This is a genomic window from Sulfobacillus thermosulfidooxidans DSM 9293 (assembly GCF_900176145.1).
In the GTDB taxonomy this organism is placed as follows: Bacteria; Bacillota; Sulfobacillia; order Sulfobacillales; family Sulfobacillaceae; genus Sulfobacillus; species Sulfobacillus thermosulfidooxidans.
Window position 1 is genome coordinate 1 of record NZ_FWWY01000001.1, and the last position, 20,655, is coordinate 20,655.

20 protein-coding genes and 1 tRNA gene are annotated in these 20,655 nt (G+C 48.5%); 2 read left to right on the forward strand and 19 right to left on the reverse strand.

Annotated features, from left to right (window positions below; genetic code table 11):
• The 10 genes from B8987_RS00005 to mraZ form a co-directional block, all read right to left on the reverse strand.
• A partial coding sequence (locus B8987_RS00005; protein WP_139793433.1) for a UDP-N-acetylglucosamine--N-acetylmuramyl-(pentapeptide) pyrophosphoryl-undecaprenol N-acetylglucosamine transferase occupies positions 1-551 on the reverse strand: 551 nt, incomplete at its 3' end.
• 67 nt (positions 552-618) lie between these two features.
• Positions 619-1,716 (reverse strand): putative lipid II flippase FtsW, encoded by a 1,098-nt coding sequence (ftsW, locus tag B8987_RS00010; RefSeq protein ID WP_020374577.1) that lies wholly within the window; start codon positions 1,714-1,716, stop codon positions 619-621.
• A 36-nt stretch (positions 1,717-1,752) separates the two neighbouring features.
• On the reverse strand, positions 1,753-2,700 hold the full coding sequence (mraY, locus tag B8987_RS00015; protein WP_020374576.1) for a phospho-N-acetylmuramoyl-pentapeptide-transferase: 948 nt from the start codon (positions 2,698-2,700) through the stop codon (positions 1,753-1,755).
• On the reverse strand, positions 2,697-4,067 hold the full coding sequence (locus tag B8987_RS00020) for a UDP-N-acetylmuramoyl-tripeptide--D-alanyl-D-alanine ligase (protein ID WP_051351046.1): 1,371 nt from the start codon (positions 4,065-4,067) through the stop codon (positions 2,697-2,699). The genes mraY and B8987_RS00020 overlap by 4 nt, the downstream gene beginning before the upstream one ends.
• A complete protein-coding gene (locus B8987_RS00025; protein WP_084660606.1) occupies positions 4,064-5,545 on the reverse strand; it encodes a UDP-N-acetylmuramoyl-L-alanyl-D-glutamate--2,6-diaminopimelate ligase in 1,482 nt (493 codons plus the stop codon). The genes B8987_RS00020 and B8987_RS00025 overlap by 4 nt, the downstream gene beginning before the upstream one ends.
• An 80-nt stretch (positions 5,546-5,625) precedes the next feature.
• Positions 5,626-7,722, reverse strand: a complete 2,097-nt coding sequence (locus B8987_RS00030; RefSeq protein ID WP_028962357.1) for a penicillin-binding transpeptidase domain-containing protein — start codon at positions 7,720-7,722, stop codon at positions 5,626-5,628.
• Between the two features lie 77 nt (positions 7,723-7,799).
• Entirely contained in the window at positions 7,800-9,524 is a 1,725-nt protein-coding gene (locus B8987_RS00035; RefSeq protein WP_084660607.1) for a peptidoglycan D,D-transpeptidase FtsI family protein, read from the reverse strand.
• Complete coding sequence (locus B8987_RS00040; RefSeq protein ID WP_020374571.1) at positions 9,521-9,973, reverse strand: hypothetical protein; 453 nt, start codon at positions 9,971-9,973, stop codon at positions 9,521-9,523. The genes B8987_RS00035 and B8987_RS00040 overlap by 4 nt, the downstream gene beginning before the upstream one ends.
• 121 nt (positions 9,974-10,094) lie before the next feature.
• On the reverse strand, positions 10,095-10,982 hold the full coding sequence (gene rsmH, locus B8987_RS00045) for a 16S rRNA (cytosine(1402)-N(4))-methyltransferase RsmH (protein WP_084661860.1): 888 nt from the start codon (positions 10,980-10,982) through the stop codon (positions 10,095-10,097).
• A gap of 13 nt (positions 10,983-10,995) precedes the next feature.
• Positions 10,996-11,427, reverse strand: a complete 432-nt coding sequence (gene mraZ / locus B8987_RS00050) for a division/cell wall cluster transcriptional repressor MraZ (RefSeq protein ID WP_020374569.1) — start codon at positions 11,425-11,427, stop codon at positions 10,996-10,998.
• A gap of 272 nt (positions 11,428-11,699) precedes the next feature.
• Here mraZ and B8987_RS00055 point away from each other — a divergent pair.
• Positions 11,700-11,775, forward strand: a tRNA-Ala gene (locus tag B8987_RS00055).
• Positions 11,776-12,108: 333 nt separating this feature from the next.
• On the forward strand, positions 12,109-12,525 hold the full coding sequence (locus B8987_RS00060; RefSeq protein ID WP_338012016.1) for a CBS domain-containing protein: 417 nt from the start codon (positions 12,109-12,111) through the stop codon (positions 12,523-12,525).
• Between the two features lie 52 nt (positions 12,526-12,577).
• Here B8987_RS00060 and B8987_RS00065 read toward each other — a convergent pair whose 3' ends face one another.
• From B8987_RS00065 to ruvB, 9 genes are all read right to left on the reverse strand, one after another.
• A complete protein-coding gene (locus B8987_RS00065) occupies positions 12,578-13,792 on the reverse strand; it encodes a PIG-L deacetylase family protein (RefSeq protein WP_084660608.1) in 1,215 nt (404 codons plus the stop codon).
• Between the two features lie 2 nt (positions 13,793-13,794).
• Entirely contained in the window at positions 13,795-14,199 is a 405-nt protein-coding gene (locus tag B8987_RS00070) for a biotin/lipoyl-containing protein (protein ID WP_076007273.1), read from the reverse strand.
• Between the two features lie 61 nt (positions 14,200-14,260).
• Positions 14,261-14,419, reverse strand: coding sequence for a hypothetical protein (locus tag B8987_RS19820; RefSeq protein ID WP_020374565.1), 159 nt, complete (start codon positions 14,417-14,419; stop codon positions 14,261-14,263).
• A gap of 49 nt (positions 14,420-14,468) precedes the next feature.
• On the reverse strand, positions 14,469-15,962 hold the full coding sequence (locus tag B8987_RS00075; protein ID WP_051351069.1) for an acyl-CoA carboxylase subunit beta: 1,494 nt from the start codon (positions 15,960-15,962) through the stop codon (positions 14,469-14,471).
• A 102-nt stretch (positions 15,963-16,064) separates the two neighbouring features.
• The gene (locus tag B8987_RS00080; protein ID WP_020374563.1) at positions 16,065-17,318 is read right to left on the reverse strand and encodes a Glu/Leu/Phe/Val family dehydrogenase; all 1,254 of its coding nucleotides are present in this window, start codon (positions 17,316-17,318) and stop codon (positions 16,065-16,067) included.
• Positions 17,319-17,410: 92 nt separating this feature from the next.
• Positions 17,411-17,719, reverse strand: a complete 309-nt coding sequence (yajC, locus tag B8987_RS00085; protein WP_278245797.1) for a preprotein translocase subunit YajC — start codon at positions 17,717-17,719, stop codon at positions 17,411-17,413.
• 87 nt (positions 17,720-17,806) lie between these two features.
• Positions 17,807-18,847 (reverse strand): anti-sigma-I factor RsgI family protein, encoded by a 1,041-nt coding sequence (locus tag B8987_RS00090; RefSeq protein WP_084660609.1) that lies wholly within the window; start codon positions 18,845-18,847, stop codon positions 17,807-17,809.
• A gap of 3 nt (positions 18,848-18,850) precedes the next feature.
• Positions 18,851-19,594 carry an RNA polymerase sigma-I factor gene (gene sigI / locus B8987_RS00095; protein WP_242940601.1) on the reverse strand — a complete coding sequence of 248 codons (744 nt, stop codon included), beginning with the start codon at positions 19,592-19,594 and terminating at the stop codon, positions 18,851-18,853.
• Positions 19,595-19,618: 24 nt separating this feature from the next.
• Positions 19,619-20,644: a Holliday junction branch migration DNA helicase RuvB gene (gene ruvB, locus B8987_RS00100; protein WP_028962364.1), complete on the reverse strand. Its 1,026-nt coding sequence runs from the start codon at positions 20,642-20,644 to the stop codon at positions 19,619-19,621.
• Between the last annotated feature and the right edge of the window lie 11 nt (positions 20,645-20,655).

Consider the following 20,655-nt stretch of genomic DNA (forward strand, 5'->3'; position numbering starts at 1 on the left):
GCGGCGATGTCCATCTCTTGACGCAGAGCAGCACGATCTTGTTCGACGGTGATAACCACAGGATTGGGGATCACAGCAAAAGAGGTGCCTGCCCGAAAATATTTTTTGGCTTCTTCAAAAGGCACAATGACTCGCTTAGCCCTGGGGCCCAATGTCCTGTTGGTAAACCCGGGCCACACATTTTGTTCCTGCAGGACTAAGGGCACCCCCATTAACACCGCAGCTAATCCCACCGGTCCTGAGACATAGCCTCCCGTACCGACCACGACATCGGGCTTAAACCGTCGAATATGACCCATCGCCTCTAACAATCCTCGCAGCGCCGCCCATACTCCCTGCATTTTGCCGTTTAACCCTTTTACGAGCAGCCCTTTGGCATGAATGGTGGCAAAAGGAATATTATGGCGAGGAACGAGATCCCGTTCCAGTCCATGGTTGGTGCCAATGTAAAGCACATCCAAGGATCCCACCAAATCCCTGACAGACTTAACAATGGCTATCGCTGGATAAATATGCCCACCACTACCTCCTCCTGCAATTATCAAACGCATGAACCCAATCGCTCCTTCACCGGTATCTCTGCCAAAAGATGAGACCACTTTCAGATTATGCTTTCCCTTACATTGCGTGCTTACTAATATTTAGAAGAACTCCAACGCCAGCCATACTCAGAACAAGAGATGAGCCGCCATAACTAATAAAGGGCAAGGTAATCCCGGTAACAGGAAGAGTTGCTGTTACGACCCCCATATTAATCGCGGCTTGGATAGCAATCATCGTCGTCAACCCGGTTGCCACCAGACTTGAAAACATATCAGGAGCTCTCATGGCAATCCGGTAACCTCTCCAAGCCACCAAAAGGAATAACAAGACCACAGTAATCGTTCCCATGAGCCCCAATTCTTCCCCTAAAATGGCGAAAATAAAATCCGTAAAAGCTTCTGGCAAGTAACCTAGGGCCTGCCGGGAATAGCCTAATCCGACCCCTAGAACACCTCCCGAGCCAAGCGCCAACAGTGCTTGAATGGTGTGGAAGCCCTCGCCTAATGGATGCTTCCATGGGTCAAGAAATGCTAATAAACGCTGGCGCCGGTAGGGTTCAGCAATCATCGCCCAGGCCAGCACCGGAACAGCCGCCCCCGCTAATTCAAATAAGTGTCGTTTTTTAACCCCGCTGACGAATAACATCACGAAAAACGTACCAGCAATAGCCACCGTGGTTCCTAGGTCTGGTTCCGCCAACACTAACACAAACACAATCGACGCCAATAAAATATGGGGCATGACGCCTCTCCAAAAATCACCCAACTGCTCCCGGTGCAGACTAAATAACCGTGCGAACAAAAATACCATGGTTAACTTGGCTAATTCTGAAGGCTGAATCTGCAGTGATCCCACTCCCAGCCAACGCCGGGCCCCGTTTATGTCGATACCGACATGAGGAATGAGCACCGCGATTAATAACAGGACGGATAGAACAAAACCCGGAAAAATTAATTTGGTATAGCGCCAATAATCTATTCGGCTTGTGATGATCATAGCCAGGATACCAATAACTGCCCACATCAATTGGTGTTCCACATAGTAATAAGGATTTCCAAATTGCTTAAATGATGTCGAGGCGCTCGCAGAAAAGACGACTACCGTTCCCAAAGCCAACAGGGCTGAAACAGCGGCCAACAATAGATAATCGATGCGTCGTCTTTCTGTATTCATCAATGATTCCTCCTTCATCCGCCTTCTCCCACGGTGTTACATCCACCACCATGCCACCGCAGCACCCATAGCGGCAATGAGCCAAAACACTGCCACAACGCGTTCTTCTGGCCATCCCCCTAATTCAAAATGATGGTGTAAGGGGCTCATCCGAAAAACGCGTCTGCCCGTTAAACGAAAGCTTAAGACTTGAATGATCACGGAAAGTGTTTCAAGGACAAATAATAAGCCAATGATCGGCAAAATCAGGGTTGTGCGCGATACAATAGCGGCTCCAGCCAATGCCGCACCCAGAGCTAACGATCCCGTGTCCCCCATGAATACCCGGGCCGGATGGATATTGTAGCGTAAAAAGCCAATAAGAGAACCAATAAGAGCGGTTGAGACCAGAGCTAGAGCCATTTGATGATGAACTACCCCCCAAAACGCAAAGAACGCCATCGTCAAGGTGACAGCCCCTGCTGCTAGTCCATCGAGACCGTCCGTAAGATTAACCGCGTTACCACTCCCTAAAATGGCTAGAACGGACAAGGGACCGAAAATCCAAGGCAGCGCCACTGTCCCCCAATGAAACGGTAGTACATATGGCCCGTCCGCATGAAATCGTCGTGCCGCCAACCACGTAAACGCCACGGCAAAAAGGATCTGAAAAAGTAATTTTTCGCGTGCTTTGAGTCCTAGTGGGCGCTTAAATACTACTTTTAACAAATCATCGGCTAAACCAATCATCCCGTAGGACCAAATTAACGTCACCAATGCCCATGCTTCCAGGTTATTGTCCGCAAATAATAAGACGGCCAATGGCAAAGGTAAGAGAAACAATAACCCGCCCATAGTTGGTGTCCCCTGTTTTTTTAAATGTGACTGGGGACCAACATCTCGAACCATCTGCCCAAATTTGAGCCGGTGCAATACGGGAATGACAATGGGTCCGAGTCCAAAGGCCACAACAAAACCCAGGAGACCAGCGTAAACAACGTTCAAGATGGTCCCCCCCAATCTTTTAGCCTTTGATACAGTTCATCAAAATTCATCCCATGTGAAGCTTTCAATAAAATAACGTCGTCCGCTCGCACCTGAGTCTGAAGCCAGGCAAAAGCTTCATTCAAATTAGCGACCCATGTTGCCACTCCCGATTTCTCTAAGTTAGCAGCTTTCGCGATAATCCGCGCTCTAGAGCCAACAGCAAGAACCATATCGGCGTTGCGGCTCGCTGCCGTTCCGACTTGCCAATGGCCAGGTTCTTCTTGGCTACCCAACTCTAACATATCGCCCAGGACCGCTATGCGGCGCCCCATCGTCTTATGGGCTGCTAAGATTTGAAGACTCATCGTCGTAGATAGGGGACTGGCATTGTAATAATCGGCCAAAATCGTTAGGGATCCAACCGACCGCCGCTGCAACCGGCCCGTTCCCGGGTCGACCTGTTCAAGGCCCCTCCGAATTTCGTCAGGACAAAGTCCTAATGCGGTACCTACCAAAAACGCTGCCGCAACATTGGCGCCATGTTGTTTCCCTAACCAGGGAATACGAATTGTCACGGCATCGCCCTGATATAATAATGTGACTTCCGTCGCCGTATCCAGCATGTGAACGCGGTCAATGATGACATCCCCCGATTTATGGCCAAACCACAAAATCGGATGATCGGATAGATGTTCTCCTAATTCACGTACCAAGGGATCATCCGCATTAAGCACAGCCGTGCCTTGGGGTTTCAGACCCTGCAAAATTTCTCCTTTAGCCCGTTGAATGTTTTTGATGCTCCCTAAAGATTCCAAATGGTTTGGACCAATATTTGTAATCACTGCGACATCGGGTGGTGTGATAGTTGTCAACTGCGCGATTTCTCCTAAAGCCCTCATACCCATTTCGGCGACAAAATGGGTCATCGAATCGGGACTGCGCAAAAAGGACAGAGGAATACCAATCGCCGTATTATAGTTTCCCTGGGATTTCCCTACCACAAACTTGGATTGTAAGGTCGCCGCAATAAGTTCCTTGGCACTAGTTTTTCCCACACTACCGGTTATTCCAACAACCGTAATATGCCGGGTATCCACTAGACTCCGGGTCAGTGTTCCCATGGCCATGAGAGGCGAATCTACCACAAGGCTAGGACCGGTGATGGGTGCATACGTCTTTTCCACCATGGCAATGCCGCCTTGGGCCCAAACGTCCGGAACAAATTGATGTCCATGCGTTCGAGTTCCGGGGAGGGCCACGAATAATGATCCCGGTCGAACTTCTTGACTATGGATGGTAACATCTTTTAATACATCGTCTAATTCGACTCCCCAAGCTCTCGCGGAACAGAAATCGACGATATCCTTAACTTTCACAACCATCATGATTTTTTAAGCTCCCGTAAGGCCTGGCGTGCAACTTCCCGGTCATCAAAATGAATCGTGCCGTCACGATAAATTTGATAGGTTTCATGACCCTTGCCTAAAATAAAAACCACATCGCCGGGTTGAGCTTTTTGTAATGCCAAGCGAATGGCCCGTTCCCGGTCAAGTTCAATTTCAAATGGTGTACCTGTTGGCGCCAATCCTTCCCGAATCTGCGCGATAATATCCATCGGATCCTCGGACCGCGGATTGTCCGCCGTTAACATCACCCAATCCGCCAAACGGCCAGCTGCCTCACCCATGAGAGCTCGCTTGCCCCGGTCACGATCCCCTCCTGCTCCAAACACCACACGCACAGCCCCGACCGTAAATTCTCTGGCCGTCTTAAGAACATTTTCCACCCCGTCAGGAGTATGAGCGTAATCCACAATAACCGTAAAGGGTTGCCCTTCGTCTATCCGTTCGAATCGTCCGGGAACCCCGGGATAGCGCGCCAAGGCCTCAGCCATTTGCCGGGGCGAAAGGCCATAAATATAACCGACACTCATTGCGGCCAAGGCATTTAACACATTAAAGGTGCCCGTCATATCAAATTCAACAGCCTGTTTCTCGCCTCCTGGGAACGTGGCCAAAAACTGTACCCCGCGACTTCCGACCGTCACCATGCTGCCGCGGACATCAGCTCCTTCACTGAGTCCATAGGTAATGACGGGAACAGAGCACATGTTAATCAAACGCCGTCCGTACTCATCATCAATGTTAATAATCGCCGCTTGCGGTCCCGTCTTTTTGGTCTGGCCTAGCCGTTTGAACAAGATAGCCTTGGCTTGAAAATAGGATTCTAAATCCTTATGAAAATCCAAGTGGTCTTGGGTTAAATTGGTAAACACTCCAATATCATACTGAACTTCATCAACTCGCGATAACACCAGCGCATGCGACGAAACCTCCATGACTGCTGCTCGCATTCCGCGGTCAACCATATGCCGCAAAATACTTTGCAAATCTGGGGATTCTGGCGTTGTTCGCGTCACTTTGTATGTGTCTTGACCCATTAAGGTATACAATGTCCCGGTCAACCCGGTGGGAATGTCATTTGCCTCGAGTAAGGCCCGGATAATATGCGTCGTTGTCGTTTTACCATTGGTACCCGTTACACCGATCATCGCCAAACGACTCGATGGGCTTCCGTAAAACTTGTCGGCGACCAAAGCCATTGCCTGACGTGCATTAGGCACGATGACGCCAGCCTTGCCACTCGGAATAGCATCTGCTCGCTCCACCAAAAATGCCACGGCCCCGCGGTTTGAAGCTTCTTGACAAAATAAATGACCATCTGTCCGAAATCCTGGAATCGCACAAAACAAATTGCCCGCTTCTACATGCCGCGAATCATAGGCGATTCCTGTTAATTCAATATTGGTGTCGCCGACACTGGTTGCACCGGGAATCGCTGCGATAAGATCCTTAAAAGTCATCCTCGAGGCCTCCTACTTTCCTACCTTTAACCGTAACCGTCCTTGCTCTCCGATCCGCCTTATCTCCCCGTTAGCCGAAATTACCCAGTCCAGACCTGAATGGTCGTTCCAGCTCGCACCTGGGTTCCTGGTTTGATCGATTGCCTGTGAACGTGGCCTTGCCCCTTGCCCTGGTGTGAGACATTCACGCCAAGTTCCCATGCCAATTGGGTTGCTTGGCTGATCGTCAGTCCCGTAAATCGAGGCACGGTTACCCATTCTAAATAGATACGGGGAGACCGACCCAATTTCAGTTGTAGAACCGTTCCTGCCGGTCGATACCCGCCATATTCAATGGATTGGTCAACCACGACATCACCTTGCCCTACAAATTGTACCGGAAAACCAAACGCTGCGGCATCTTGTTGGGCCGTTTCCGGATCCAAATTTACCAAACTCGGCACCATGGCTGGTTCACCTGGCTTTGGCGGTTTAATCGGTTCAGTCGCAGGAATTTTTAAATACCTAAAAATATTACGGACCAAATGTCCAAAAATTGGTGCAGCCACTTGCCCTCCATAAAAGGCTCCCACCGGTTCATCGACATTCACAATCACAGCCACTTCCGGATGGGGAACGGGACCAAAACCAATAAATGATGCAATATAAATGCCCTTTTCGGTGCGGCCGTTAACCACTTTTTGCGCCGTACCAGTTTTCCCTGCAATTCGGTAGCCGGGGACTTGGGCCAATTTGCCTGTGCCTTCCGATACCACGCCAACCATCATTTGTTGCACCGTACGTGCCACGTCAACGGACACCACACGCCTAACCACTTCTTCATCAAAACTTTTGACAATATCGCCACGTTGGTTAATAATGCGTTTTGCAACATGGGGTGTCAAGAGGACACCATCATTGGCTAACGCGGCAATCGCGGTTAGGAGGCCAATCGGTGTCACAGTAAGCGTTTGGCCGAAAGCCATGATGGCTAAATCTAAGGCTGTGACTCTTTTCATTGCCGGGAAAATGCCTAAGGCTTCTCCTGGTAAGTCAATATGAGTCCGTGAGCGTAATCCAAATCGGTCAAGATACTCATAAAATTTTTGAACTCCTAGTCCTAAGCCCAAGTCCATAAAACCCACATTACACGAATTCTTCACAACATCAGCCAACGTTTCACCGCCGTGTCCTTGGGGTCGCCAACAATTTACACGACGTCCCAAAACATTCTTAAAACCCGGACAGAAATAATGAGAGTTGACCGTAGCCGTTCCCTCTTGCAACGCTGCTGCTAGGGTTACGGGTTTAAAAATGGAACCGGGAGGAATCGCATCGGAAACCGATAATACACGGTATTGTTTAGGATTGTAATCCCGAAAGTGGTTCGGATCGATTGATGGTCGTTGCGCAATGGCTAGAATTCCTCCTGTTCTAGGGTGCATGACGACGATACTGACAGACTTCCCTTGGGTATGAATCATCGCCTGTTCGCAAGCCCGCTCGGCCATCCATTGGATATTCTCATCCAAACTGAGCTCGACAGTATCTCCTTGCACGGAAGGAATTACCCGGGTTTGAGCAAACTTTACGGTTTGTCCGGTCACGTCAAATTCTTCTTGCAGGCTGCCAGGTTTTCCCGTCAGGTACTTGTCGTAAGTCAATTCAATACCGGATAACCCTTGATTATCGATTCCCGTAAATCCTAACACAGGACCCGCCAATGCTCCTTGAGGATAGTATCGCGCCGTTTCCGTCAAAAGATAGATGCCCGGTAACGCACTCAGCTGGCTGCGTAAGGTCGCTAATTCCCCAGGCGATAAACGTCTTTTAATCCATACAAAACCTTGACGGCGTGACAAACGTTTTTGAACGGTCTTTTCTGGTATCGCCAATAATGTGGAAAGTAAGATAACCTCCTCCGTTCGGTGTTTTCGGGTCTGAATCGGGATCGCATAAACCGAATAAGCATGATGACTTCCCGCTAAGAGACGGCCATGGCGGTCAACAATATTTCCGCGAAAAGGAGCCAAAGGAACACCCCGAAAATGGATCCCATCGGCCAATGCCTTTAAATGAGCCGATTCGACGCCCTGAATATCCCCGAGCCTGCCCAGCAAAACGAAATCGTATAGTCCGACCAAGACCATGACAATAAAAGTACGGCGTTTAATCACTAATGTCGGCCGATTAGTCATACTGTGAGCCTCCTCGCCTGAAATTCAGGCTTGGTTACTCACCATATGTATGTCCTCATCGACCTTGGCAGAACCCGTTACGGCTTGACGAACGGTTTGGACCCATTATCTGGGCCTGCATAAGGTTTAATCTTCCAATATTTAAATAGGTAAGACGCGATATGTTGCCAGACTGGAGCTGAAACCTGATCACCATAGAACAGCTTGCCAATCGGTCGATTGATCATCACAAGCATGATAAACCGCGGGTGGGGAACTGGCCCAAATCCCATATAAGACGACACAAATAAGTTGCTCGATGTTTTCCCATCAACAATCTTCTGAGCTGTTCCCGTTTTCCCGCCGATTACATAACCAGGGACTTGAGCGGGAACCCCCGTTCCCTGAGTCGCTTCCAAAACCATCATGTGCTCTATCTCTTTAGCCACTTTGGGTGTATCAGGTCGTGATTCCACCTGCGGTTTGACCGTTTTAATGACCTGGCCCGTGGGCGACAGGATAGCCTTGAGAATATGAGGCTGCATCATGATGCCGTGGTTGGGAATGGCAGAGTCGGCAGTGATCATCTGCATGGGCGTCACCGCCATGCCTTGGCCAAATCCAATCGTTGCTAAATCCACCGCATTGACTTGATTTTTGGGAATCCAAATTCCGCTAGAATCGCCCGGTAACCCCACATTGCTGGGGTGGTCCAATCCAAATTCCTTAATGTAGTGGTACATTCCGTCCACGCCGACTTTCAAGGCGACATCCATAAACACTTGGTCCGAGGAGACTTCTAACCCGCGTGTTAAGGTAATCCATCCCCAGCCTACCGGATTCCAGTCGTTAATGCGCACGCCATCCACAATTTTATAACCGCGCGTATCGAACATACTATTCGGCGTGAAGAGCCCTAATCCTAAGCCTGCCGAAGCCGTTACAGGTTTGAAAATGGATCCTGGTGGAACAGGGTCCTGCACGGCATAATCTGTCATCTCTAACGGAGTCGCTGAGTAATAGTTATTAGGATTAAAGTTCGGCCAGTTGGCTAAGGCAATGACGGAACCGGTATGGGGATTGAGTATAATGACCGTTCCATTCAAGGCATGGGCTCGTTTTACACCCCACTTCAGCCATTTTTGTGCCACAGCCTCAATGTTCGCATCAATTGTTAATTGCACGGTATCGCCAGGCTGGGGCGCCTTATATGCCTCTTGCCATTGGGGCAAGGGATTGCCGCTCGCATCCGTCCGCACAATCCAATACCCAGGTTTCCCTGATAAGATCTTATTATCTTCATACTCAATACCGGCTAGTCCCTGACCATTGGCTCCCACCATCCCGATAACTTGCGAAGCCAGCGTGCCATTAGGATATTCTTGGCCACTGGTGGGAATGACACTAATGCCGGTTAAATTGAGCTGTTCAATTTTTGTGGCTAAACTTTGTGGTACAGAACGGTCCAACAGGGCATACCAAGAATTATTACTCAACACTTTCTTCAACAAGGATTGAGAGAACGGTAAATATTTAGCCAAGACGGCCGCTTCTTGAGCTGGATGGGAGACATATTTGGGAGCGGCGACAATCTGATAGGTCGGCACATCCATCGCTAAAATTGTTCCGTTACGATCAATTATTTTGCCTCGCGGCGCTGGCAAAATGATCTTATGAACATGGATATTCCGCGCATAAGCCTTTAGACTTGAAGCGTCAGCAATTTGAATGATGACCAATCGAATGATCAGCACCAGCATGAACACGGCTGTGAAGATTAACGTCCATAAAGCGCGCCACTGCACTGATCGTCGTGTTTTCATGATTTAACGACGGCTCCTCGAAGCTGATTAATCCATTGATCGACCAACTGAATCCACGTAATATGACTTGAATGTCCTTTGAATGTAGACATCTGAACGATCGGTTGCTTGGGTTCAACCATAGTCACTTTCAGTTTTGATGCATCAGCGGCCAATGCTTTTGGAGAACTTAAGGTAGTGACATCAAGTGTCAGCATCTGTTGTTGACGTTTGAGTTGGGTATATTGATTCTGTAATTGGTCGACTTGATATCCCATAACCATGACATGAATCGCTAATACCGATGCCACCATAGCCGCCGCCCACAATGATCCAATCCACAAGATCGTGTGAAGCCATGGCTTCAGTTTACGCCGCGGTTTGACGACTTCCTTATAGCGAAGCCTTTTTTCCCAAGTTCGTGCCAAATTGCCTTCGTTCAAGCCATTGTAGGGTTCGCGGTCGATCATTGAACATGTTCCTCCTTGATTTTTGTCGATTTATTAAGGTTAATAGCCAATTACCGCATTTGGTGTCGACACCAACGTCATAAATCACCCGTTTACCGTCTCGTGAATTGTTTCATCAAAATCAAAGCCGTTCGAAAGCGCGTAATTTTGCTGAACGGGAACGTGGATTATCCTGAATTTCATCGTCTGTCGGAGTCAGAGGATGTTTGGTTAAAACTTGTCCCTTTTGCTCTTGTGCCCATCGCCGAAATGCATGCTTGACAATGCGATCTTCTAAAGAATGGAAGGAAATCACCACAATACGTCCATGAGGAGCCAATAAACGCTGCGCCCCTTCAAGTCCTTCACTCAAGGCCCCCAACTCGTCGTTTACCCATATTCTTAATGCCTGAAAGGTTCGTCGAGCGGGATGTCCTCCCGTTCTCCGCGCAGATGCAGGAATTGCCGCTTTAATTAATTCCACCAGCTGCCCGGTTGTGCGAATAGGTTCCTTTTCTCTAGCTTTCACAATAAAATCTGCGATACGCTGAGCCCATCGCTCTTCCCCCCAGTCACGAAGGGCCTGAGCAATTTCCTCTTTAGAACGCATATTGACTAAGCGAAAAGCTGTCACCGGGTTTGAGGGATCCATTCGCATATCCAATGCGGTATCGTATTGATAGGTAAATCCTCTCTCGGGAACGTCAAATTGTGGTGACGATACACCCAGATCAAAAAGCATTCCCGCAATTCGTCCGTGGAACTCGGATTCGATCACAGAAGGTAAGTCGCGAAAATTGGCATGTACCCATCTAACCCGGTCTAGGAATGGTGTTAACCGTTCCTTCGCCGCTTCTAAGGCGACGGGATCTTGATCGACGGCAATGAGACGTACCATGGGAAACCGCGACAACAATTGAAAACTGTGGCCTCCAGCTCCCACTGTGGCATCAATATAAATGCCCTTGTCATCATGGGCCCAATATTCCAGGGCTTCCTTACTTAACACCGACACATGTGAAAACGTCATGCCAACACCCCGATCAAAATCCAAAATCCACCATCTTTTCCGCGACTTCCTCGTAACTTGTTTGGGCAGATTGTTGATAAGCCGTCCACCGTTCGGTTGCCCACATTTCAACTCGTGTACTCACCCCGACCAACGTAACATCCCGGTCAATTCCAGCATGTTCCCGTAAGCGTGGGGGAATCGTTACCCGATACTGCTTATCCATTTCAACGTCTTGCGCCCCAGCAAGGAACAGTCGGGCAAATGCTCGTGCATTAGCATTTGTCATGGGTAACGCTTTCAAACGTTCCTCTAATTTGCGCCATTCATCCATCGGATAAATGAACAAACACCCATCAAGACCTTTGGTAATCACGAAGTGGCCATTTAAATCGTCGCGGAGTTTTGCGGGAATCGTGATCCGACCCTTATCGTCTAATGTGTGCTCATATTCACCCATCAACACGGTCAGATCCCCCCTTTTCCTCCACAACCCTCCACTTCATTCCACTTTTCAATTCGCCATGGAATCCTTCATTCCTGCTTTTTCCTAAAAAGAATTTCATGCCAAAAACTGGTCTAGTCCGACCACGAAGAGCAAGATATTAAAGATGCCGTCAAAAATCTTCGAAACATTAGAAAGAACATTCACGGGTTAGACTCTTTGTGACGGAATTTGCAAAAGGAATTCTTTGCATTGACAATCAGACCGTGGCTCGATATAATATGGCATGCGTCGGGGGCGTAGCTCAGTTGGGAGAGCGCTAGAATCGCACTCTAGAGGTCAGGGGTTCGACTCCCCTCGTCTCCACCAAAAATACTTTATATATATTAATCAAGCCGTAACCGAAAAAGGTTTACGGATTTTTTATGTTGACTCGACGTGATGGCTTACTTTGGGAACGACATTTCCTGACTTTACGATGCCTCTTTTGCTTAATTGGCACATTGCTCAATCCCCACTTACCGGAAAATTCCGGTAGTCGACAAAACTCCTAATAGCTTTGACATCGCGGTCCTTCACGCGGTCCCGTCTTCAACACCTCCATCACAATATCCGGGTTATGCATGAAGCTTAGCCAAAAACTCATACTAAAACGAATCAATTAAAGAAAGAGGGGAATACCACTTGAAGGTAAGCGAAATTATGACGAAAAAGGTTTTCACCGTTTCGCCATCCGACTCCATTCAAAAGGCTGCTGAACTGATGAAGAAAGTAGATTGTGGCAGTCTACCGGTATTAGACAATGACAAGGTCACTGCGGTGGTCACTGACCGCGATATTACCATTCGCGCTGTAGCGGAAGGAAAGGGCCCTGACACGCCCGTTAAATCCGTAATGTTTTCCAAGGTCGTGACGATTTCACCTGATGCCGATGCCAAGGAAGCAGCGAATATGATGGCGGATCACCAAATTCGCCGATTGCCCGTTGTCGAAAACGGCAAGTTAGTCGGTATTTTAGCTATTGCTGATTTAGCCCGGGTCAATATTTTTGTGACTGAATCGGGTCAAGCATTAAGTGAGATTTCAGAACCAAGCCACCAATCCAACGCCATTCACTAAACATATCTTGCCGAGAGCCGCAAATGATGGCTCTCGTTCTTTTTGCGATTCATCATCTTAAAGACTGCCAGGGCCAGAATCCCGTCCGGGCAATCATTTTGTTTTCCTCGTCATAGATAACGATCCCCATCAGAGCCATGCCATGGATCGCGTTGTTTTGTGGGGACCACACCAGTTCCACTCCACGTTCCGTATCGATCCGCTGGATCTCTTCACGGGTTACGTCACCTTTAATTTCCGCACCGAAAAACTGGAGGTCTGAACCAAAGATAAAGCTCGCCAAACGAATGGTCCATTCTGGACGCCCATTAAGGTCCAACAAGGCATGCATTTGCATCCCATCAAACCACCATGTACTACCTATAAGCCCAAAATCTTTGTGGATCAATTTCGGCAAGGCCACAGACTTAGGCCGTGGCAATACCACCCGCGGTCCCCATGGCAGTGGCAAAACTTTGCCGAGAATTTCATTACGGCGGGCAAAGGCCTGTAAAAAGGGTTTAATAAGTTCCACTTGGCTGTCGTAAGAGAGCAGAGCTTGGCGTTTGGTCTGAATTTCTTGTTCCGCATAATCGTCCTGGGGATACCATGTTATAAAAGGATGGGTTTTCAGTGCTTGGGGCATTTCCATACTCAATTCCGGATGATATCCCAAAGGCAATGGCCAACCTGTCCAGTGGATCAGGTATCCCCATTGCTGGGCCGATTGAGCCCAAGGTAAATGGGCTGCCTGGCATTGGAGTAATGCCAACGTGGCAAATGCGGACGTAGCCCAATGATCGGGATGTTGATCAACAAGAATCGGACTGACAACCCACTCGGGTTGGAATGTCTTGAGTTCATGAATTAATAAATTCAAAAGATGATAACCCGTATAGGGTGTATGATATGACGGCAGATGAATATAAGGCACCGAAGCCTGATGTGTTGTTTGGCTCTCAAACGGTAATGAATCGCCATAATGTAATAGTAAATGATCGAGTCCCCCATCAGGAAACCCCAAACACGCAACGTGTTCAGGACTTAATCCGAGTTGAGCCATGGCCCGTTGACTTTCGAGTTGCCGTTCATAACCTAAATGAAGGTATTCTTCGGGCGTCACATGCAACGATAAGTAGTACCGTTCCGCATCTTGGACAAACCCATCCCCCGCTGACATCAAGATAACGCGAACCTCATTACCAGCTTGAATAGCGCGGTGAATGACGCCTCCCGCTCCTAATGCCTCGTCGTCCGGATGAGGAGCTACCACTAAAATCTTGGCCATGATTAAACCCGTTCGATGATCACGAGTACCTCGTTGGCATCAACTGAGCTGCCTTTTTGCACTCGTAAACTTTTAATCCGTCCTGAGACGGGAGCCGTTACTTCATTCTCCATTTTCATCGCTTCCAAGATAATCAAAACCTGACCGACCTCAACAAGTTGACCTTCTTGGACTTTGACATCAAGGACCGCACCTGGGAGTGGCGCTTCAATGACCATTTCTCCATCTTGCATCACCACCGGCGCCGCGGCTTTGGGGGGCTCTGAGGGTACAGGCGGGGTCGCAACCGGGGCACTAGGTACTGAAGGCGCTGACGTTGATGTTGCGGATTGTTCAACGGATATTTCTTCTGCCTCGACGTCATAAACGACCCCATTAACGCGAATACGAAACTTGCGAACTGCCATGAACACGAAAACCTCCTCAAATTATCAGAAAATGCACGTCATAAAAGGAATATCGAACGGCCTACCAACCGACCCAGCGCCATGCGCTCTCTTCTGGCCAGACTTCACGAATTCGCATTCGCGTTGTATCCCAATCGATATTCTCCATACATAATAGCGCAGCGGTTATTGCCGCCAGTACTTCAGAGGATACTTCCTTAGTGATTTCTGTTTCGTTCACGACTTTCCTCCGGTGTAAACTTCATTTCTTGCCACCTCATGTATCGTCCCTATAAGGGAATATTGCCATGCTTTTTGTGAGGTCTGTCATCCCGTTTATTGGTGAGCGTCATCAGAGCGCGAGCAATGCGAAATCTTGTCTCTTGGGGATCAATCACGGCATCGATATAGCCGCGGGATGCCGCCACATAGGGATTGGCAAATTCTTCACGGTATTCTTCGGCTTTTTGTTGGCGCATCGCTACGGGATCCTCGGCATGATTAATAATATCTCGAAAGATAATATTGGCTGCTCCTTCTGGTCCCATCACCGCGATTTCAGCCGTCGGCCATGCCAGAACCCAATCAGCCCCTAATGAGCGGCTGCACATCGCCAGATACGCGCCACCATAGGCTTTGCGCAGAATGACCGTCACTTTGGGAACGGTGGCTTCGGCATAAGCAAAAAGAACTTTAGCGCCATGCCGAATAATGCCGCCATATTCTTGCGCCGTGCCTGGTAAATATCCTGGGGTGTCGACAAAAGTTACCAAGGGAATATTAAAAGCATCACAAAAACGCACAAAACGGGCTAGCTTGTCCGAACCGTTAATATCCATCGTGCCAGCTAGAATTCGGGGTTGATTGGCCACGATGCCAATCGTATGCCCCCCGACACGCGCAAAGCCAATAACGACATTGTCGGCATATCCTTGCTGGACTTCTAAAAAAGACCCGGAATCGACAACATGCTCAATAATCCGTTTCACATCATATGGCTTATTGGCATCTTGCGGAACGACTTGACCGAGGAAGGGAATCATGCGGTCTAACGGATCTTGGCTCGGTACCACCATGGGCAGTTCCCGATTATTGTTGGGCAAATACGAGAGTAAATGCCTCACTAATTGTAAGGCTTCTTCGTCATTATTTGCGGCAAAATGGGCCACACCACTTTTACGGATTTGTGCATCGGCTCCCCCAATTTGCTCACCCGTCACTTCTTCTCCCGTCACGGTTTTAATGACTTGGGGTCCTGTAATAAACATTTGTCCGGTCCGTCGCACCATAATAATAAAATCGGTAAGGGCCGGCGAATAGACCGCACCGCCCGCGCTGGGGCCCATAATAACAGTAATTTGTGGAATTACCCCGGATGACCACGTATTCCGTTTAAATATTTCCCCGTACCCGGATAACGCATCAACGCCTTCTTGAATACGGGCTCCTCCTGAATCATTCAAACCAATAATAGGGCTGCCAGTTTTTAACGCTAGGTCTTGAAGATGTTGAATCTTTTGCGCATGCATTTCGCCGAGCGATCCACCAGCTACAGTAAAATCTTGGGAAAACACATAGACAACCCGGCCATTGATTCGTCCGGAACCCGTGACAACCGCATCTGCCGGAATGTCTTGTTTATCTAAGCCAAAAAATGTAGACCGGTGCCGAATATGCGCCCCAATTTCTTCAAAAGTCCCTTCATCCAGCAACAGAGCAATTCGCTCTCGTGCGGTCAACTTCCCCGCTTGATGTTGTTTGGCAATCCGAGCGGGACCGCCCATGGCTTCAATTTTTTGTTGTCGGACTTTCAGTTCACGTAACGGATCATGATCCACACAAAATCCTCCTCAAAGGGTTCTCATACGAGAACCCTTTGCTTCATCCTATTTTAACCATCCTCGGTAGCGCATAGCCTGCGCTATCCGCTCAACCGCCACCAAATACGCGGCCTTGCGCAGCGTTACACCAAATCGTTCATGCATCGTATGCATTTGTGCCATAGCCCTTGACATATACTCTTCCAATCGCTGATTCACTTCATCTTCCGACCAATAGAATCGGGTTTGATTTTGGACCCATTCAAAATACGAAACCGTCACGCCGCCGGAATTTCCTAATACATCTGGAATGACCATAATACCCTTATCGAACAAAATGCGGTCGGCTTCTGGTGTCGTTGGCCCGTTGGCTCCTTCTCCCACAATACGTGCCCGGATATTGGGAGCATTATCTGCCGTGATTTGATTCTCCAATGCCGCAGGGAATAAAATGTCCACAGGTAGCTCTAAGAGTTCACTGTTGGAAATCGGTTCCGCATGGGGGTATCCTTGGAGGCGCCGATTAATGCGCTTATATTCTAACAAGTCCGGAATGTTAATGCCAGCCGGATTATACAAACCTCCGTCCTTGTCAGAAACAGCAACAACACTTGCGCCCATGTCATAAGAAATTTCGGCCGCAACCGAACCCACATTGCCAAAGCCTTGAATAGCGATACGGCTTTTAGCAAAGTCAATCCCCAATTCCTTGGCTAATTGTTTGGTTGCAAATACCAGACCTCGTCCCGTTGCTTCGACACGTCCTGCCGATCCGCCAATCACAATCGGTTTTCCGGTAATCAACCCAAACGTATTTTCGCCGCGAATCCGGGAATATTCATCCACCATCCATGCCATGATTTGAGGATTCGTTGACACGTCTGGGGCAGGGATATCCTTGTCCGGACCAATCACCAAACTGACGGCACGAATATATTCCCGGCTTAGTCGCTCTATTTCGCTTTCGGACAACTGATCAACATCACAAGCGATTCCACCTTTACCACCGCCATAAGGAAGTCCTAACAAGGCGCATTTGACGCTCATCCACATGGCCAGTGCTTTCACCTCATCCATCGTCACCGACGAATGAAAGCGTAGCCCACCTTTTGTTGGACCCAAAGCATCATTGTGTTGGACCCGGTAACCATTGAACACTTGTAACGTGCCATCATCCCGAATAAAAGGTACTGCCACTTCGAATGATCGGAGTGGCTGCTTAAGAATCTCATATACGGCAGGCTCTAGACCCAGTGTCTCTACAGCTTCTTTGAATGCCTGCTGTGCTCGCAAAAATGGATTAAGTGACGAATCCGCCACTATTTCCGCCTCCCCAAGTGTGTCTCATGGAATTGCCGCAACTGCGGAATTCGCCCGTATTATAGCACACCTCGGAACAAAACTAGGAACGATTACGATTCTTGATATTTTCCCCCGATAGCGGTCTTTAAAACATCGATGCGCACACCATCGGCAATTTGTAAGACAACACGGCGTTCATCGACTTGCATCACCGTGCCAATAACTCCCCCAACGGTCACCACCCGATCGCCTTTTTGCAAACTATTTTGCAATTGTTGACGATTTTTTTGTGTGCGAGATTGCTGCATAAACATCCACACAGTCATCCCAATCAAAACCGCAAAAAATATCCAATATAAAGTACTCGTACCATGTGTGTGCGTAATAATCTCCCCATTTCCTGAGCCCGCCGCGCTCAACGCGAAGGCCTGTATCTCACCATATTCTTACAGATTTTCCCCGCAGCGCGCAACCATATTGTGGTTGAAGATTTTTCACCTATGCACTCACCTGGGAGAATTGTGGCGATGAGGCAAGTGTATTAGCCATTTAATGGGGGGAACCACGGCCCTTTTTGGTAAACTGCGCACCCTGTTAGGTGTCACTATCGTTGTCACTTCTCTCACCAGCGGTACGGAGTTCCTTAGAGAGTGACCAGGCGATGAGGGCTGTGATAAATGAGGAGGCTTTATAGGATACAGAGGAGATGTTGCAGTGATATGAAGAGATGTAACCGACCTCGCGTTAAACCGAGGTCTTTGCGGAAAAGCAAGGGGTTCGGCGGGCATCTTCTGGCTTAAAGGAACAGAGCGCACGGATGGAGACAATTTGTCATTGATTAAGACACTTAACGGAGAACTTTGTAGTTGTTGGGACAGATTTACCGGCAAGCTTCGAAACTCATGGTCTTTTTTCCACAAAAGATATCGACCAATGGAAAGATCACGGCGAGCATAATTTTTTAACGATTTATGCGTCACCATAGACAGTGCGATGAGATGCCCATGCCACGAACTATTGTCTGCCAAGAAGGTCTTCTCTACCGTGCATAGCTTTGTGAACCAAGCCAAGTGAGATTGAGAAACTGCCCCCAACACAATATAGGACGGGTGAGTTTTAAGATATCCATCATGTTTGGCGAGCCTGGTCAACACACATAACGCGTTATTGATAGGCAGACCTTGCAAAGAAATTTGATGGAGAAGCTGACGTCCCGACCGATCGAGGCCCGAAGCTTGTAATACGACCGGATTATGGCCACCCACGACCAAATTAATACTCGGCTGAATATCTAAACTAATCACGGCCGTCGCTCCCGGCAACGGATGAGCCAAATACCTATTGGCTCCCATCATGATAGCAGCTAAGGCAGCCGCAGCGCCGATAGCTCGTTTCACGGCGCGCAAATGGGGCCACGAAGATACCCGAAATTCTTGTCCCACAACTAGTGGCTCGCGCGTGACCCGTATGCGTTTAAACTGGCCTCCTGCTAACAAAACGGTAGCATAATGTTTATCAACAGCAATGACAACAGCTCGGGATCCCATACACTATTCACCTCGTATTCGGTCCAGCACGAAGCTCCGTAAATAAGGCCAATCGGACATCAGAATGATGGCTACCGCTATAATATACTTTCGATGGCGTTCCAATGTTTTACGGGTAATACCTGGGTGTTTGACCAATTCTTTTAAAGGCAACTCCTTTTTGTGTTCAAGATAGGTGCGGTAAGCTGGGGTTCCTGCGATAAGTTGGCCAATCTGAATCGATCGATCACGGGCGTCTTGATGCTTGGGAGAAATCCGAGATAGCTCGTCCAACGATATTCCATAAACCGCTAACTGTTCTTGAAATTCCATGATCTCAAATATACGATTTTCATCGTGCTGGCCCATGGTCCATCGTTCTTTAGCCAATCCATCGACTTGCGCATACAAGACGTATCCTTCATCATCTTCGCGCTCTAACTCGCTCAGGGAAATCTCTTGTAAGCGCACTTTTTGACGCCGAAAATAATCAACCAGGCGTCTGGCAATTACCGTACGAGCAAAGGTCAAAAAGGTCCCTTTTTTTTCATTGTAGGCGCTAATCGCTTCATTGAAGGCAAGTAAAGCAACGGAGATTTCTTCATCTTGACCGAGATTTAAATATCGTCCCGCTGCCTGACTGGCCACTTTCAAAATAAAGGGCGTAAAATCATCAATGAGCTGGTTGCGCGCTCCCTCATCACCCGCTTGAGCCAATGATAATAATGCTGGAGGTTCAACACGTCGCCGTGGCAACCCTAATCCCAAGGGCCCTCACCTCCATAAAAGATCTCAACGATCAGAACTTGGACCATCGAAAAATCCGGGAGCTACGGGTATGCCCAGATGCTGGTACGCGCGAAGAGTTAAGACGCGACCACGCGGCGTCCGCTGCAAAAATCCTTGTTGAAGTAGATAAGGCTCTACAACATCCTCGATGGTCCCGCTTTCTTCTCCCACCACGGCAGCTAAAGTTTCAAGTCCCACGGGTCCTCCCTGGTATCGTTCGGCTATCGACAATAACAAACGGCGGTCAACTTGATCCAGCCCATAACGATCGACATCAAGTAAATCTAGAGCTTCCATGGCAATCATATATGTGACGTGTCCAGATGCGCGCACTTGAGCGTAATCCCGAATACGCTTTAGTAAGCGGTTCGCCACACGCGGGGTACCGCGACTGCGCCGGGCAATTTCATTAGCTGCCTCGGATTCAATGGAAATTCCTAACACTTTCGCCGATCGGTGGATGATGAGGGACAATTCCTCAGCTTGATAAAAATCTAAATGTAATAATACTCCAAATCGGTCCCTTAGAGGGGATGCTAACAGACCAGGACGTGTGGTGGCCCCAATGAGGGTAAAATGTGGCAAATCCAAACGGACTGATCTCGCTGCCGGTCCTTTTCCCAACACTAAATCGAGCGCAAAATCTTCCATCGCCGAATAAAGAACTTCTTCGACCGACCGAGATAAGCGGTGAATTTCATCAATGAATAAGACTTCCCGTTCATCAATATTGGTTAAAATAGACGCCAAGTCGCCTGGGCGCTCAATCGCTGGACCTGACGTGTAACGGATGGATACGCCTAATTCATTGGCAATAATATGCGCCAATGTTGTCTTGCCAAGTCCTGGCGGTCCATAAAGGAGAACGTGATCTAATGCTTCGTGGCGGGCCAAGCTGGCTTGAATAAAAATCGAGAGTTTTTCTTTTAAATCATCTTGTCCAATGTATTCTTGTAATCGGCTCGGCCGCAATTTTAATTCGTATTCCCCATCTTGGGTGCTGTGACCTGAAATCACACGATCATCCACGGTCTTCTTTC